The organism is Pseudomonas nitroreducens TX1 (genome assembly GCF_000313755.1).
GTDB lineage: Bacteria > Pseudomonadota > Gammaproteobacteria > Pseudomonadales > Pseudomonadaceae > Pseudomonas > Pseudomonas nitroreducens_A.
Window position 1 is genome coordinate 54,322 of the sequence record NZ_AMZB01000088.1, and the last position, 14,978, is coordinate 69,299.

The following is a 14,978-nucleotide window of genomic DNA, read 5'->3' on the forward strand; positions in this document are numbered from 1 at the left end:
GTCGTAGGGCGAATAACGCCTCGGGCGTTATCCGCCGAAATGGCGGTGGCGGATAAAGCGCTCCGCTTTATGCGCCCTACGGTTCTTGGTAAGGGTGGGGCGCCGCTGGTCCGGGGGAGGACGGGATTGGGGACGTCTTCCCGTGCCAGCGGCACCCCATGGTCACATCAGGCCGGTTCGACCTGAGCCGGTGCTTTCTCGGCCTGGGCCAGCTTCAGCTTGCGCATCTGCTCCACGCCCCAGAGCACGCGCTCCGGGGTGGCCGGGGCGTCGATCTGCGGCTGGGCGCGGTAGTCGGCCAGGCTCGCCACGGCGTCCTTGATCGCGCAGAACACCGAGATGCCCAGCATGAACGGCGGCTCGCCGACGGCCTTGGAATGGAACACCGTCTGCTCCGGGTTCTTGCGGTTTTCCACCAGCTTCACCCGCAGGTCGATGGGCATGTCCGCAATGGCCGGGATCTTGTAGCTCGCCGGGCCGTTGGTCATCAGCTTGCCCTTGGCGTTCCACACCAGCTCTTCCATGGTCAGCCAGCCCATGCCCTGGACGAAGCCGCCTTCCACCTGGCCGATGTCGATGGCCGGGTTCAGCGAGGCGCCGACGTCATGCAGGATGTCGCTGCGCAGCATCTTGTACTCGCCGGTGAGGGTGTCGACGATCACCTCCGAGCAGGACACGCCGTAGGCGAAGTAGTAGAACGGCCGGCCGCGCGCCTGGCTGCGGTCGTAGTAGATCTTCGGCGTGCGGTAGAAGCCGGTGGAGGAGAGCGATACCTGGCCGAAGTAGGCCTGCTGTACCAGCTCCTCGAAGGGCACGATCAGATCGCGCACGCGCACCTGGTTGTTGCGGAACTCGACGTCTTCCTCGGTCACCTTCCAGTGCTTGGCGGCGAACTCCACCAGGCGCTGCTTGAGGATCTCGGCGGCGTTCTGCGCGGCCTTGCCGTTCAGGTCGGCACCGCTCGAGGCGGCGGTCGGCGAGGTGTTGGGCACCTTGTCGGTGTTGGTCGCGGTGATCTGCACGCGGTCGATGTCGACCTGGAAGACCTCGGCCACCACCTGGGCGACCTTGGTGTTCAGGCCCTGGCCCATCTCGGTGCCGCCGTGGTTGAGGTGGATGCTGCCGTCGGTGTAGATGTGGATCAGCGCGCCAGCCTGGTTGAGGAAGGTCGCGGTGAAGCTGATGCCGAATTTCACCGGGGTCAGCGCCAGGCCTTTCTTCAGCACCGGACTGTTGGCGTTGAACTCGCGAATTTCGGCGCGACGCTTGGCGTACTCGGCGCTGGCTTCCAGCTCCTCGGTCATCTCCTGCAGCAGGTTGTGTTCCACCTGCTGGTAGTAGTGGGTGACGTTGCGTTCGTCCTTGCCGTAATAGTTGCGCTTGCGCACTTCCAGCGGGTCCTTGCCGAGGTGGCGCGCGACCGCGTCCATGATCTCCTCGATGGCGACCATGCCCTGTGGGCCGCCAAAGCCGCGGTAGGCGGTGTTCGACGCGGTGTTGGTCTTGCAGCGGTGACCGTTCACCGTGGCGTTGCCGAGGAAGTAGGCGTTGTCGGAGTGGAACATCGCGCGGTCGACGATGGAGCCGGAGAGGTCCGGCGAGTAGCCGCAGTTGCCAGCCAGGTCGATGTTGATGCCGTGCAGCAGGCCGTCATCCTCGAAGCCCACGTCGTACTCGACGTAGAACGGGTGGCGCTTGCCGGTCATCTGCATGTCTTCGACACGCGGCAGGCGCATCTTCGCCGGGCGGCCGGTGAGGCGCGCGATCACGGCGCACAGGCAGGCCGGAGCGGCCGCCTGGGTTTCCTTGCCGCCAAAGCCTCCGCCCATGCGGCGCATGTCGATGACGACCTTGTTGAAGGAGATGCCCAGCACTTCGGCGACGAGCTTCTGCACTTCGGTGGGGTTCTGCGTGGACGTGTAGACGATCACGCCGCCGTCTTCGGTGGGCATCACCGAGGAAATCTGCGTCTCCAGGTAGAAGTGCTCCTGGCCGCCGATGTGCAGGGTGCCCTGGATGCGGTTCGGCGCGGTAGCGAGCATGCCTTGCGAGTCGCCGATCTTGTGTTGGTGGCTATCGAGTACGAAGTGCTTCTTGCGCAGCGCTTCGACCACGTCGAGCACCGGCTCCAGGTCTTCGTACTCGATGATCGCGGCCATGGCCGCCTTGCGCGCGGTTTCCAGGCTGTCGGCGGCCACGGCGATGACCATCTGGCCGACGTACTCGACCTTGCCGTCCGCCAGCAGCGGATCACCGGCGACCACCGGGCCGATGTCCAGCTGGCCGGGCACGTCGTCCTTGGTGATGGCGATAGCCACACCGGGGAACTGGTAGCAGGGGCTGACGTCCAGCCGGGTGATGCGCGCGTGGGCGCGGTCGCTCATGCGGGCATACACGTGCAGCTGGTTGGGGAATTCCAGGCGGTCGTCGATGTAGATCGCCTCGCCGCTGACGTGCTTGGGTGCGCTCTCGTGCTTGACGCTGCGGCCGACGCCAGTGGTCAGGTCGGCGCGGAACAGTTCGGCGAGTTCTTCCTGGGTTTTTTGTGGCTTATGCATAAGAGGTCACCCGAGTTACGGCCTGGGGAGCTTCCAGTTCCAGGAAGCACTTGCGCAGCAGGTTCTGCGCGGTGAGCAGGCGGTATTCCTTGCTCGCACGGAAGTCGGTGAGCGGGGTGAAGTCTTCGCTCAGCGCAAGCGCCGCACGTTCGAAGGTGGCGCTGTTGAAGGCCTGGCCGAGCAGGGCGGCTTCACAGGTCTTGGCACGTTTCGGGATGGCGGCCATGCCGCCAAAACCGGTGCGCACGGCGGTAATCTTGCAGTTCTCGACCGTCAGGTTGAACGCGGCGCAGACGGCGGAAATGTCGTCGTCCAGGCGCTTGGACACCTTGTAGGCGCGGAACGCCTGGTTGGCCTGCGGGCGCGGGATGATCACCTGCTCGATGAATTCGCCTTCCTGGCGCGCGGTGACCTTGTAGTCGATGAAATATTCATCGATCGGCAGCTCGCGGCGCTCGCTGCCCTTGCGCAGCACCAGGCGCGCACCGAGTGCGATCAGCAGCGGCGGCGAGTCGCCGATGGGGGAGGCGTTGCCGATGTTGCCGCCCAGGGTGCCCTGGTTGCGGATCTGCAGCGAGGCGAAGCGGTGCAGCAACTCGCCGAAGTCCGGGTAGTCGCGGGACAGCGCTTCGTAGCAGTCGGTCAGCGGAGTCGCGGCGCCGATCTCGATGCGGTCGTCGAAGACTTCGACGCGCTTCATTTCCTCGACATGGCCGACGTAGATCATTACCGGCAGTTCGCGATGGAACTGGGTGACTTCCAGGGCCAGGTCGGTGCCGCCGGCCAGCAGGCGCGCCTGCGGGTTGGCGGTATAGATATCGGCCAGGTCGGCGATGGTCAGCGGCAGCAGGCAGCGCTTGTCACCGCTGTTGAGCTCGGCGGTCTCCTGCGGGGCGATGGCCTTGAGCTGGGCAATGATTTCGGGCTGGGCAACGTCGAACTGGTCGGGCTGCTTCTGGCAGCAGGATTGCTCGGCGGCATCGAGGATCGGGCGGTAGCCGGTGCAGCGGCACAGGTTGCCGGCCAGCGCTTCATGGGCCTCGGCCTTGCGCTCGTCGGCGGTCTCGCCAGCGCTGTTCTTCTGCAGGGCGAACAGCGACATGACGAATCCGGGGGTGCAGAAGCCGCACTGCGAGCCGTGGCAGTCGACCATGGCCTGCTGCACGCCGTGCAGTTCGCCACGGTGCTTGAGGTCATCGACGCTGATCAACTGCTTGCCGTGCAACGAGGAAACGAAGGTGAGGCAGGAGTTGAGGGTGCGGTAGCGGATGCGCTCGGCGCCTTCCTCGCCGACCAGTTCGCCGACCACCACGGTGCAGGCGCCGCAGTCACCGGAGGCGCAGCCCTCCTTGGTGCCGGTCTTGCCCAGGGTCTGGCGCAGGTAGTTGAGCACGGTGAGATTGGGGTCGAGGCGGTCTTCGACGCGCAGCTCGCGGTTGAGCAGGAACCTGATCAAGGCTTGCCTCCAGGCTGGTTCTTGTTTTTGGTAGGGCACTGGATGGCGAATCTATGGAAAGCTGACTTTTGAGTCAATAAATTTTCTGTCTCATTGGTCAGAAAGTTTTTCCGCAGGTGATAAGCGGTGCGAGCGAGGCTGCTTTTTGTAGGAGCGAGCTTACTCGCGAACCGCTGAAATCAGCGGCCTGCACCGTGCCAGTAGGGTGTGTTGTTGGCTCTTCTGAGGGGCGAAGAGCTTCGCGAGCAAGCTCGCTCCTACAGGGGCGGCAGAAAGAAAAAAGGCGGCAAGCCGGGGTAGGGCTTGCCGCCAAGGCGTGGATCTGGTCGATCAGGCTTGCTGGGTGGCGCTCAGCTGGTATTCCTCGCCGGCGTAGTAGGCGCGCACGCGGCGGTCCATCACTGCGCGCCAGAGCGGCGGGAAAAGTGCCAGGACGATCATTCCGGCATAGCCGTTGGGCAGTTGCGGGCTTTCGTCGAAGTGGCGCAGTACCTGGTAGCGGCGCTTGGCGTTGGCGTGGTGGTCGGAATGGCGCTGCAGGTGAAAGAGGAACAGGTTGGTCAGCAGGAAGTTGCTGTTCCATGAGTGCTCGTGGGTGGTGCGCTCGTAGCGTCCGGTTTCCAGGCGACGGCGGTGCAGGCCGTAGTGCTCGACGTAGTTGACGATCTCCAGCAGGGTGAAGGCCATCACCGACTGGCCGATGAAATAGATCGCGCCGATCCAGCCGAAGGCGACGCTGAAGCCCGCCAGGAACAGCGCGCTGATCACGTACCACCAGATCAGCTCGTTACGCCAGTGCAGCGCCGGCAGGCCCTTGCGCTTGAGGCGTTCGCTCTCCAGCCGCCAGGCGTTGAGGAAGTTGTGTTTGTAGGCGTGGGGCAGGAAGGCGTAGAGGCTCTGTCCGTAGCGCGAGGATGAGGCATCTTCGGGCGTGGAAACATGCACATGGTGCCCGCGCACGTGCTCGACCTTGAAGCCCGCGTAGCACACCGCCGCCAGCAGCAGGCCGCCGGCGTTCTGTTCCAGCTCCGGATCCTTGTGGATCAGCTCGTGGGAGACGGTGATGCCAATGGCGCCCATCACGGTGCCTACGGAGAGAATCCAGCCCAGCTGGCCGACCCAGTTCCAGGCGTCATAGTTGGCCAGCACCCAGCCGCCGTAGACCAGCATGCCCAGTAGCAGCGGCACGGTCAGCAAACTGAGGAAGCGGTAGTAGCCCTCGCGTTCCATGGGCGGGACTTCCTCCACTTCGTCCGGGTTGGCCGGGTCGCGGCCGACCACGAAGTCCAGCAGCGGGATGACCCCGAAAACTACGGTGATGACCAGCCATGCCCAGGCGTTGGGGTACTCGCTGCCATAGGACCACCAGTAGCTGACGGGTATACCGAAAACCGGCACCAGCCAGATCCAGTAGCCGGCTTTCTTGAGACGCAACATCCAGGCGGGGGAAAGAAGCAAGGCGAACATGGACGACTCCCGAGACGTCTCTTGTGTAGGATTGTCAGACAATCCTGCGCCGGATCCTCACGATGCGCGCACCAACCTTTGTTCTGTCGTCTCACTTGGGCGGGGGATGGCGCGGTAACACCCTGTGTTACACTTCGCACCCGCAATACCCCCTCGAAAGCGCCCCGATTCTTAAGGACAACCATGACGTTCAAGGCCCCGGACAGCCTGGCTGAGCAGATCGCGCATCACCTTGCCGAACGCATCATCCGGGGCGAACTCAAGGAGCGCGAGCGCATCCAGGAACAGAAGGTCACCCAGACTCTCAACGTCAGCCGCGGCTCGGTGCGCGAGGCGTTGCTGATCCTCGAGCGCCGCCATCTGGTGGTGATCCTGCCGCGCCGGGGTGCACAGGTGTCGGAACTGACTGCGGCGCATGTCGAAAGCCTCTACTCGCTGGTGATGGAGTTGTACATCATGCTCGCCAGCGCCGTGGCGCGGACATGGCGCGAGGAGGCGGATCTGGCGCCCTTCATGGCGATCCAGCAACGCCTGTTGGATAACCTCGAGCGAGGCGACATCAATGCATTCGTCGAATCCAGCTTCGACATCATGCGCGCTGCCTTTCCGTTCGCTGCCAACCCCTACCTGCAGGAAACCGTGGAAAATCTCCTGCCGGCCATCAGTCGCACCTATCATCTGGCCCTGGAACGCCGCAAAGGCGAGATGAGTCAGTTCATCGGCAGCTTCGAAGACCTGCTGCGCGCGGTGGTGGGGCGCGACGAGACGGGCATCCGCGAGGTCCTGCTCGACTACGGTCGGCACAACAGCCAGCTGGTTCTGGCTGCACTGGCAGAACGATAAGCTCTCAATAAGAGACGGACGGGGGGAAGAGGGCTCATGCGGCTCAAGTGCATCAAGCTGGCAGGCTTCAAGTCCTTCGTTGACCCGACGACGGTCAACTTCCCGAGCAACATGGCGGCCGTGGTTGGCCCCAACGGTTGTGGCAAGTCCAACATCATCGACGCCGTTCGCTGGGTAATGGGCGAGAGTTCGGCGAAGAACCTCCGCGGCGAGTCGATGACCGACGTCATCTTCAATGGCTCCAACACGCGCAAGCCCGTGACCCAGGCGTCCATCGAGTTGGTGTTCGACAACTCCGACCAGACCCTGCTGGGCGAATACGCCAGCTACGCCGAGATTTCCATTCGCCGCCGTGTGACCCGCGACGGCCAGAACACCTATTTCCTCAATGGCACCAAGTGTCGGCGTCGTGACATCACCGACATCTTCCTCGGCACCGGCCTTGGGCCGCGCAGCTACTCGATCATCGAGCAGGGCATGATCTCCAAGCTGATCGAGGCCAAGCCGGAGGACCTGCGCAATTTCATCGAGGAAGCCGCCGGCATCTCCAAGTACAAGGAGCGCCGCCGCGAGACCGAGAACCGCATCCGTCGCACCCAGGAGAACCTCGCGCGCCTGACCGACCTGCGCGAAGAGCTGGAACGCCAGCTTGAACGCCTGCACCGCCAGGCCCAGTCGGCGGAGAAGTACCAGGAATTCAAGGCCGAGGAGCGCACCCTCAAGGCCCAGCTCGGTGCCCTGCGCTGGCGCGACCTGAACGAGCAGGTCGGGCAGAAGGAAAAAGTGATCGGCGACCAGGAAGTGGCCTTCGAGGCCCTGGTTGCCGAGCAACGCAGCGCCGACGCCAGCATCGAGCGCCTGCGCGATGGCCATCACGAGCTGTCGGAAACCTTCAACCAGGTGCAGGGCCGCTTCTATTCCGTGGGCGGCGACATCGCCCGCGTCGAGCAGAGCATCCAGCACGGCCAGCAGCGCCTGCGCCAGTTGCAGGACGACCTGCGCGAGGCCGAGAAGACCCGCCAGGAAACCGAATCCCACCTGGGCCACGACCGTACCCTGCTCGCCACCCTGAGCGAGGAGCTGGAGCGCTTGGCCCCCGAGCAGGAAATCAGCGCCGCCGCCGCCGAGGAGGCCAGTGTCGGGCTGGAGGACGCCGAGCAGCGCATGCACGACTGGCAGCAGCGCTGGGACGCCTTCAACCAGCAGAGCGCCGAGCCGCGCCGCGAGGCGGAAGTGCAGCAGTCGCGCATCCAGCACCTGGAACAGAGCCTGGAGCGCCAGGCCGAACGTCAGCGCCGCCTGAACGACGAGCGCGCGCAGCTGGCCGCCGATCCCGAGGACGCCGCGATCCTCGAGCTGGGCGAGCAGGTCGCCGCCATCGAGCTGCTGCTGGAAGAGTCGCAGATCGAAGAACAGGAACTGGCCGAGCGCCTCGAGCGCGTGCGCCAATCCCTGCAGGAAAGCACCGCCGCGCAGCATCAGGCGCAAGGCGAGCTGCAGCGATTGAATGGCCGCATTGCCTCGCTGGAGGCGCTGCAGCAGGCCGCGCTCGATCCGGGCGACGGCACCGCGCAATGGCTGCGTCAGCAAGGGCTGGAACAGCGGCCGTGCCTCGCCGAAGGCCTGCGCGTTCAGCCGGGCTGGGAACTGGCGGTGGAAACCGTGCTCGGTGCCGACCTGCACGGCGTGCTGCTGGACGATGTGAAAGGATTGCCGTTCGACGCGCTGGAGAAGGGCGAGCTGCGCCTGCTCGATCTGGCCGCCGGCGCCGTTTCCCGTCCCGGCAGCCTGCTGGACAAGGTCGAGACGAATGTCGATCTGAGCTATTGGCTGGGCCGCGTGCGCCCGGTCGAAACCCTGGAACAGGCCCTGGCCCAGCGTGCTTCGCTGGATGATGGCGAAAGCCTGATCAGCCGCGATGGCTACTGGGTCGGTCGTAATTTCCTGCGCGTGCGCCGTGGCGAATCCGCCGATGGCGGTGTGCTGGCGCGTGGCCAGGAGCTGGAGCGCCTTTACGCCGAGCGCGAGACGCTGGAGCAGCGCCTTGCCGAAGTCGACGAGCTTCTGGCGCGCCTGCGCGACGAGCAGCGCCAGGCCGAGGAAGGCCGCGACCAGGTGCGCCGGCGTCTGCAGGACGAAGGCCGCCGCCAGGGCGAGCTGAAGGCGCAGTTGTCCGCGCAGCAGGCCAAGGTTGAACAGCTGACCCTGCGCCGTCGCCGTCTGGATGAAGAGCTGAGCGAACTGGCCGAACAGCACGCCATCGAGCAGGAGCAGTTGGGCGAGGCGCGCCTGGGCCTGCAGGAAGCGCTGGATGCGATGGCCGTGGACACCGAGCGCCGCGAAGCGCTGCTGGCCGAGCGTGATGGCATGCGCGAGAAGCTCGATCGTATCCGCCAGGAGTCCCGCCAGCACAAGGACCATGCCCATCAACTGGCCGTGCGCGTGGGCTCCCTGCGCGCCCAGCACGAATCGACCCGACAGGCGCTGGAACGCCTGGATAGCCAGGCGGTGCGCCTGGTCGAGCGTTGCGAGCAGCTCAACCTCAACCTGGAGGAGGGCGCAGCGCCGCTGGAAGAGCTGCGCATGCGCCTGGAAGAGCTGCTCGACCGGCGCATGGCGGTTGAGGACGAGCTCAAGCATGCCCGCCTGGCGCTGGAGGATGCCGACCGCCAGCTGCGCGACGCCGAGAAGCGTCGCACCCAGGCCGAGCAGCAGTCGCAACTGCTACGCGGCCAGTTGGAGCAGCAGCGCATGGAATGGCAGGCCCTGAGCGTGCGGCGCAAGTCGCTGCAGGAGCAGCTCCACGAGGACGGCTACGACCTGCACGGCGTGCTTGGCACCTTGCCTCACGATGCCGCCGAGAAGGTCTGGGAAACCCGCCTGGAAGAACTGGCCGCGCGCATCGGGCGCCTGGGGCCGATCAACCTCGCAGCCATCGAGGAATACCAGCAGCAATCCGAGCGCAAACGCTACCTGGATGACCAGAACGACGACCTGGTGGAAGCGCTGGATACCCTGGAAAACGTCATCCGCAAGATCGACAAGGAAACCCGCAACCGCTTCAAGGAAACCTTCGACCAGATCAATGCTGGCCTTCAGGCATTGTTCCCCAAGGTTTTCGGCGGCGGTCACGCCTATCTGGAACTTACCGGCGAGGATCTACTCGATACCGGGGTAGCGATCATGGCGAGGCCGCCGGGCAAGAAGAACAGCACCATCCATCTTCTGTCCGGTGGCGAGAAGGCCCTGACGGCTCTGGCGCTGGTGTTTGCGATCTTCCAGCTGAACCCGGCACCGTTCTGCATGCTCGACGAAGTCGACGCGCCGCTGGACGATGCCAACGTCGGCCGTTATGCGCGGCTGGTAAAGGAGATGTCGGAGAAAGTGCAGTTCATCTATATCACCCACAACAAGATCGCCATGGAGATGGCCGATCAATTGATGGGCGTGACCATGCACGAACCGGGTTGTTCGCGTCTGGTGGCGGTGGATGTGGAAGAGGCTGTTGCGCTGGCTGAAGCCTGACCGCGCGAGCAAACTCGAGCTATGCTGGCAAGATGCTTTTCTTCAGGCCTAAGACATTGATTTGATTGGGATAGGCTTGACTTCGACAGCGCAAGTGGCAACTGCTATGAAAAGTTGCAAAGAGTGCGGCGGAGTGTCGCCACAGGCAGTGTAAAGTTATGTGAGAGCGTGTTAGCTTAACGCCCACTTTTGTATCGCGTGGAAAACATCAGTCAGAACATGAAGTTGGCTCCACGTTTTCAAGGGATAGGATGTCCTTTTCTTCATCATCATTTTTTGTTCAGGGGCTACGGGATTAGATGGATATCGGTCTGCGCGAATGGCTGATCGTCATTGGGCTTATCGTCATCGCCGGCATTCTGTTCGACGGCTGGCGTCGTATGCGGGGTGGCAAGGGCAAGTTGCGTTTCAAGCTGGACCGCCAGTTTGCCAACCAGCCCGATGACGGGGACGAAACCAATCCGGAACTGCTCGGGCCTTCCCGTGTGGTCGAGCACAGAGAGCCTGCGCTGGACGAGGAGGACCTGCCTAAGCTCAGCGCCAAGGACTCGCGTGGCAAGCGCCGTGGCGAGCCGCGCCAGGGTGACCTGAACCTGGACGATCCGGCGCCGAATCTGCTTGGTCCGCTGGATGAAGAGGATTTCCCCAACCCGCTGGACGAAGCTCCGCAGGAGAAGGAAAAGCCCAGGAAGGACCGCAAGAAGGACAAGGAGCGCGCCGCTCCTGCTGCCGCGACTTCTTCTGCCGCGCCTCAGGCCCCGGTCGAGGAAGTGCTGATCATCAACGTCATCAGCCGCGACGAGAACGGTTTCAAGGGGGCGGCGCTGCTGCAGAACATCCTCGAAAGTGGCCTGCGCTACGGCGAGATGGACATCTTCCATCGCCACGAAAGCATGGCTGGCAACGGTGAAGTGCTGTTCTCCATGGCCAATGCGGTCAAGCCGGGCACCTTCGATCTGGACAACATCGACCAGTTCAGTACCCGCGCGGTGAGCTTCTTCCTCGGCCTGCCGGGCCCGCGCCATCCCAAGCAGGCGTTCGATGTGATGATCGCCGCCGCCCGCAAGCTGGCCCAGGAACTCAATGGCGAGCTGAAGGACGAGCAGCGCAGCGTGATGACCGCGCAGACCATCGAGCACTACCGTCAGCGCATCATTGACTTCGAGCGACGCGCCCTGACCCAGAAGCGCTAATCTTTCCGCACGCTGCACAAAAAGCCCCAAGCCACTCTTGGGGCTTCGCATTTCTAGCCGCAACCTTTGCCGCCCGAGATTCCCGCATGACCGACTCCCAGACTGCTGCCGAACGCATTGCCCAACTGCGCAGCGACCTCGACGACCACAACTACCGCTACTACGTGCTCGACGAGCCGAGCGTACCGGACGCCGAGTACGACCGCCTGTTCCGCGAGCTGAAGGCGCTGGAAGCCGAGCATCCGGAGCTGGTCACTGCCGAGTCGCCAACCCAGCGCGTCGGTGGCGCCGCAGCCTCGGCCTTTGGCGAGGTGCGCCATGAAGTGCCGATGCTCAGCCTGGGCAACGCCTTCGAGGAGCAGGACCTCAACGACTTCGATCGTCGTGTGCGCGAAGGGCTGGCCGACCAATTGCCCGCCGGCGACCTGCTCGGTGGCGGCGCCGAGGTGGAATACAGTTGCGAACCCAAGCTCGACGGCCTTGCGGTCAGCCTGCTGTACGAGAACGGCATCCTGATCCGTGGCGCCACCCGGGGTGATGGCAGTACCGGCGAAGACATCAGTGCCAACGTGCGCACCATTCGCAACGTGCCGCTGCGCCTGAAGGGCTCGGGCTGGCCCTCGGTGCTGGAAGTCCGTGGCGAAGTCTTCATGTCCAAGGCCGGTTTCGAGGCGCTCAACGAGCGGCAGATGGAGGCCGGCGGCAAGACCTTCGCCAACCCGCGCAACGCCGCCGCCGGCAGCTTGCGCCAACTGGACTCGAAGATCACCGCCAGCCGCCCGCTGGAGTTCTGCTGCTATGGCTTCGGCCGTGTCGAGGGCGGCACGCTGCCCGGCACCCAGGCCGGCATTCTCGAGGCGCTCAAGGGCTGGGGTATCCCGATCAGTCGCGAGCTGAAGCGGGCCAAGGGTGTCGAGGGCTGCCGCGCCTATTACGAAGATATCGGCGCCCGCCGCGACAGCCTTGCCTACGAGATCGACGGCGTGGTGTTCAAGGTCAACCGCATCGACTTCCAGCGCGAGCTGGGCTTCCGCGCCCGCGAGCCGCGCTGGGCCATTGCCCACAAATTCCCCGCGCGCGAGGAGCTCACCGAGCTGCTCGACGTGGAGTTCCAGGTCGGCCGCACAGGCGCGGTGACGCCTGTGGCGCGCCTTAAGCCGGTACAGGTGGCGGGCGTCACCGTGGCCAACGCCACCTTGCACAACATGGACGAGGTTGCGCGCCTGGGCCTGATGATCGGCGACACCGTGATCGTCCGCCGCGCCGGAGACGTAATCCCGCAGGTGATGCAGGTCGTTACCGAGCGCCGGCCGGCTGATGCCCGTCCGGTGGCGATTCCCACCCAATGCCCGGTATGTGGCTCGCAGGTCGAGCGCACCCAGCTGGTCAAGCGCAGCAAGGGCAAGGAGTCGGTCAGCGAAGGGGCCATCTACCGTTGCGTTGGCCGGCTGTTCTGTCAGGCGCAGCTCAAGCAGGCGATCATCCATTTCGTCTCGCGCCGCGCCATGGATATCGACGGCCTCGGCGACAAGATCGTCGAGCAATTGGTGGACAAGGGCCTGGTGAAATCCCCGGCCGATCTCTACACACTGACCTACGAGCAGATCATCGAGCTGGAAGGCTTTGCCGAAGTCTCCACGCGCAACCTGCTTGCGGCCATCGCCGAAAGTCGCAAGCCCACGCTGGCGCGTTTTGTCTTCGCGCTGGGCATCCCGGACGTAGGCGAGGAGACCGCCAAGCTGCTGGCGCGCTCCCTGGGCTCACTGGCGCGCATCCAGAAGGCACTGCCGGAAGTGCTCACCTACCTGCCGGACGTCGGTGGCGAGGTTGCCTACGAGATCCATAACTTCTTCGATGACGAGCATAACCGCAGTGTCATCGCCGAGCTGCTCGACCCCGAGCATGGCGTGCGGCTGCAGGACGAAGGCGAGGTTTCCGCCGAATTTGCAGCTATCGCCACACTGGCCGGATTCATCGACAAGTTGAACATTCCCTTCATTGCCGCGACGGGTGCCGAGAAGCTGGCTGACAGGGCGGGCAGCCTCGATGCGCTCATCACCCTCAGCCAGGACTGGCTGGATCTCAGCACCCTCAAGGGCGTGAACGAGAAGGCCAGGCAGTCGGTGCGCGAATACTTCGCCGATGCCGCCCGCGTCGAGCGCGCGAAGGCCGTCGAGGAACAACTGGCGGAGTTCGGCATGCACTGGCGCAGCGAACGCAAGGTGGTCGAGGGCCTGCCCCTGGCCGGCCAGACCTGGGTACTGACCGGTACGCTGGAGGCCATGAGTCGCGACATCGCCAAGGAAAAACTGGAAGGCCTGGGCGCCAAGGTGGCCGGTTCGGTTTCGGCCAAGACCCATTGCGTCGTTGCCGGTCCGGGAGCGGGTTCAAAGTTGGCCAAGGCCCAGGAACTTGGCGTCGCCGTGATGGACGAAGAGCAGCTGATCAAGCTGCTGGCCGACTATGGCATCGGCGCCTGACACGCCTTTCTTCCGAGCAAAGAATCAAGATCAACGCATCAAGGAGTCAATCCATGCCCATGACCAAGGACCAGCTGGTTCGCGATATCGCCGAATCCCTCGACCTGACCCAGGCCGCCGTGCGCGGCGTGTTCGAACAATTGGCGCAGATCGCCCAGGACGCCCTGGAAAACGACGGCGAGCTGACCCTGCCGGGTATCGGCAAGCTCAAGGTCAGCGAGCGCGCTGCCCGCACCGGCCGCAATCCGCAGACTGGCAAGAGCATCGAAATCGCCGCGAAGAAGGCGGTACGCCTGGTGCCTGCCAAGGCCCTGGTCGACAGCCTGAACTGATCGGCAGGCCCGCTGCGCCCCCTGCGTTGCGACACAGGGGCGGGGCGGGCCAGCGGTTGACGGAGAGCGAGATGGACAAGGCAAGAAAGCAGCGCCTGCTCGGCGTGGCGGCATTGGTGCTGCTGTTCGGGGCCTACGTGGCCTGGACCGAGCGTCCGCAGATCGTCCTTCACTACGAAGGAGTGGGCGGGCCGGCGGTGAGCTACAGCTTCAAGGAAAACGGCGAGGAAACCCTCGCGGGTGAGATCAAGCCGGGCGAGGCGCGCGCCTTCCCGCTGCGCCTGCTGCGTTCGGATGAGTACCGCGTGGCCTTCCAGTTCCATCAGGGCGCGGAGCGCTATTCCACCTTCAGCACCCGTCCGGGCTACAGCAAGATGGATCTGTTCATCGGGCCGAACCTGGAGGTCTCCACCCAGCCTCGGCCCGAGGGGCTGCTGCAGGCGCAGTGACGCCCCTTACAGGTACTCGGCCACCAGCACCACATTGCGGCTGCCGACTGACGAGGCATCCTTTCTGATCGAGCGGATCACGCTGTCAGCGTCGCCGGTTGCTGCCATGCTGCGTCCCAGCGGCCGCCCGGCAACATCGGTCAGGCGGTAACTGACACTAGGCATGGCACTACGGGGCTCATTGAGTTGCATATACAGGGCGCGATTGCAGTCGCTCAGGCTAACTCGTGCACCACTGGCGCTGACATCGCTCAAGCCGACCTGGCAGGTGGGCTCCACGACCGCGCCGGAGAAGTGGATGACGGCGCTCTGGGCCATCAGGTGGCCGGAGAAGAACAGAGTGGCGACAGTGGCGGATTGCAGGGTTGTGGGCATGTTGGCATTCCTCGCTCGGTAATGGCCCGTCCTTACTCGGCGGGCTCATACATAGCGTCGGCGCAACAGGGGGTTTCTTAATAATTTGTAGGGCAATTCTGTTATTAAAAAGCTTGATTCGTGATCAAGGTCAGAAATTGCCTGTAAGACATCGCTAAGTGCTTGAAGTACTTGTAAGTTGCGCTCAAGCCGCTACAATGGCGCGGCTCGCCAAACTGGCGAGCTCTTCGTGATGGTGGCCCTGTCGGTCCCCCCGCAACGATTACTCGCTTACCTGGTCAGGTCCGGAAGGAAGCAGCC

Annotated in this window: 10 protein-coding genes and 1 other RNA gene; 7 read left to right on the plus strand and 4 right to left on the minus strand. The window is 64.1% G+C overall.

Annotated elements, in window-relative coordinates; translation table 11 throughout:
- Positions 1 to 167: 167 nt before the first annotated feature.
- From xdhB to C167_RS0106920, 3 genes are all read right to left on the minus strand, one after another.
- Entirely contained in the window at positions 168 to 2,558 is a 2,391-nt protein-coding gene (gene xdhB / locus C167_RS0106910; RefSeq protein ID WP_017517534.1) for a xanthine dehydrogenase molybdopterin binding subunit, read from the minus strand.
- Positions 2,551 to 4,014: a xanthine dehydrogenase small subunit gene (gene xdhA, locus C167_RS0106915; RefSeq protein ID WP_017517535.1), complete on the minus strand. Its 1,464-nt coding sequence runs from the start codon at positions 4,012 to 4,014 to the stop codon at positions 2,551 to 2,553. Before xdhA ends, xdhB begins: the two co-directional genes overlap by 8 nt.
- A gap of 330 nt (positions 4,015 to 4,344) precedes the next feature.
- Positions 4,345 to 5,481 (minus strand): alkane 1-monooxygenase, encoded by a 1,137-nt coding sequence (locus C167_RS0106920; protein ID WP_017517536.1) that lies wholly within the window; start codon positions 5,479 to 5,481, stop codon positions 4,345 to 4,347.
- Positions 5,482 to 5,664: 183 nt separating this feature from the next.
- Here C167_RS0106920 and C167_RS0106925 point away from each other — a divergent pair, with 183 nt between their 5' ends.
- The 6 genes from C167_RS0106925 (at position 5,665) to C167_RS0106950 (ending at position 14,303) form a co-directional block, all read left to right on the plus strand.
- A complete protein-coding gene (locus C167_RS0106925) occupies positions 5,665 to 6,324 on the plus strand; it encodes a GntR family transcriptional regulator (protein WP_017517537.1) in 660 nt (219 codons plus the stop codon).
- 36 nt (positions 6,325 to 6,360) lie between these two features.
- A complete protein-coding gene (gene smc / locus C167_RS0106930) occupies positions 6,361 to 9,849 on the plus strand; it encodes a chromosome segregation protein SMC (RefSeq protein ID WP_017517538.1) in 3,489 nt (1,162 codons plus the stop codon).
- Positions 9,850 to 10,148: 299 nt separating this feature from the next.
- Positions 10,149 to 11,042, plus strand: a complete 894-nt coding sequence (gene zipA, locus C167_RS0106935; RefSeq protein WP_017517539.1) for a cell division protein ZipA — start codon at positions 10,149 to 10,151, stop codon at positions 11,040 to 11,042.
- 86 nt (positions 11,043 to 11,128) lie between these two features.
- Complete coding sequence (ligA, locus tag C167_RS0106940; RefSeq protein ID WP_017517540.1) at positions 11,129 to 13,522, plus strand: NAD-dependent DNA ligase LigA; 2,394 nt, start codon at positions 11,129 to 11,131, stop codon at positions 13,520 to 13,522.
- A 29-nt stretch (positions 13,523 to 13,551) separates the two neighbouring features.
- On the plus strand, positions 13,552 to 13,854 hold the full coding sequence (locus C167_RS0106945) for an HU family DNA-binding protein (RefSeq protein ID WP_268744084.1): 303 nt from the start codon (positions 13,552 to 13,554) through the stop codon (positions 13,852 to 13,854).
- 71 nt (positions 13,855 to 13,925) lie between these two features.
- Positions 13,926 to 14,303: a hypothetical protein gene (locus C167_RS0106950; RefSeq protein ID WP_017517542.1), complete on the plus strand. Its 378-nt coding sequence runs from the start codon at positions 13,926 to 13,928 to the stop codon at positions 14,301 to 14,303.
- A gap of 6 nt (positions 14,304 to 14,309) precedes the next feature.
- Here C167_RS0106950 and C167_RS0106955 read toward each other — a convergent pair whose 3' ends face one another.
- Positions 14,310 to 14,678: a hypothetical protein gene (locus tag C167_RS0106955; RefSeq protein ID WP_017517543.1), complete on the minus strand. Its 369-nt coding sequence runs from the start codon at positions 14,676 to 14,678 to the stop codon at positions 14,310 to 14,312.
- Between the two features lie 242 nt (positions 14,679 to 14,920).
- Between C167_RS0106955 and ffs the strand changes: the two genes are divergently transcribed.
- An RNA gene (gene ffs / locus C167_RS33625) (signal recognition particle sRNA small type) lies at positions 14,921 to 14,978 on the plus strand; the annotation flags it as partial.

What these genes read in the sequence shown, in the direction of transcription:
- xdhB (WP_017517534.1), bottom strand. Translation starts at nt 2,558, where the DNA reads ATGCATAAGCCACAAAAAACCCAGGAAGAACTCGCCGAACTGTTCCGC.
- C167_RS0106920 (WP_017517536.1), bottom strand. Translation starts at nt 5,481, where the DNA reads ATGTTCGCCTTGCTTCTTTCCCCCGCCTGGATGTTGCGTCTCAAGAAA.
- C167_RS0106925 (WP_017517537.1), top strand. Translation starts at nt 5,665, where the DNA reads ATGACGTTCAAGGCCCCGGACAGCCTGGCTGAGCAGATCGCGCATCAC.
- smc (WP_017517538.1), top strand. Translation starts at nt 6,361, where the DNA reads ATGCGGCTCAAGTGCATCAAGCTGGCAGGCTTCAAGTCCTTCGTTGAC.
- zipA (WP_017517539.1), top strand. Translation starts at nt 10,149, where the DNA reads ATGGATATCGGTCTGCGCGAATGGCTGATCGTCATTGGGCTTATCGTC.
- ligA (WP_017517540.1), top strand. Translation starts at nt 11,129, where the DNA reads ATGACCGACTCCCAGACTGCTGCCGAACGCATTGCCCAACTGCGCAGC.
- C167_RS0106950 (WP_017517542.1), top strand. Translation starts at nt 13,926, where the DNA reads ATGGACAAGGCAAGAAAGCAGCGCCTGCTCGGCGTGGCGGCATTGGTG.
- C167_RS0106955 (WP_017517543.1), bottom strand. Translation starts at nt 14,678, where the DNA reads ATGCCCACAACCCTGCAATCCGCCACTGTCGCCACTCTGTTCTTCTCC.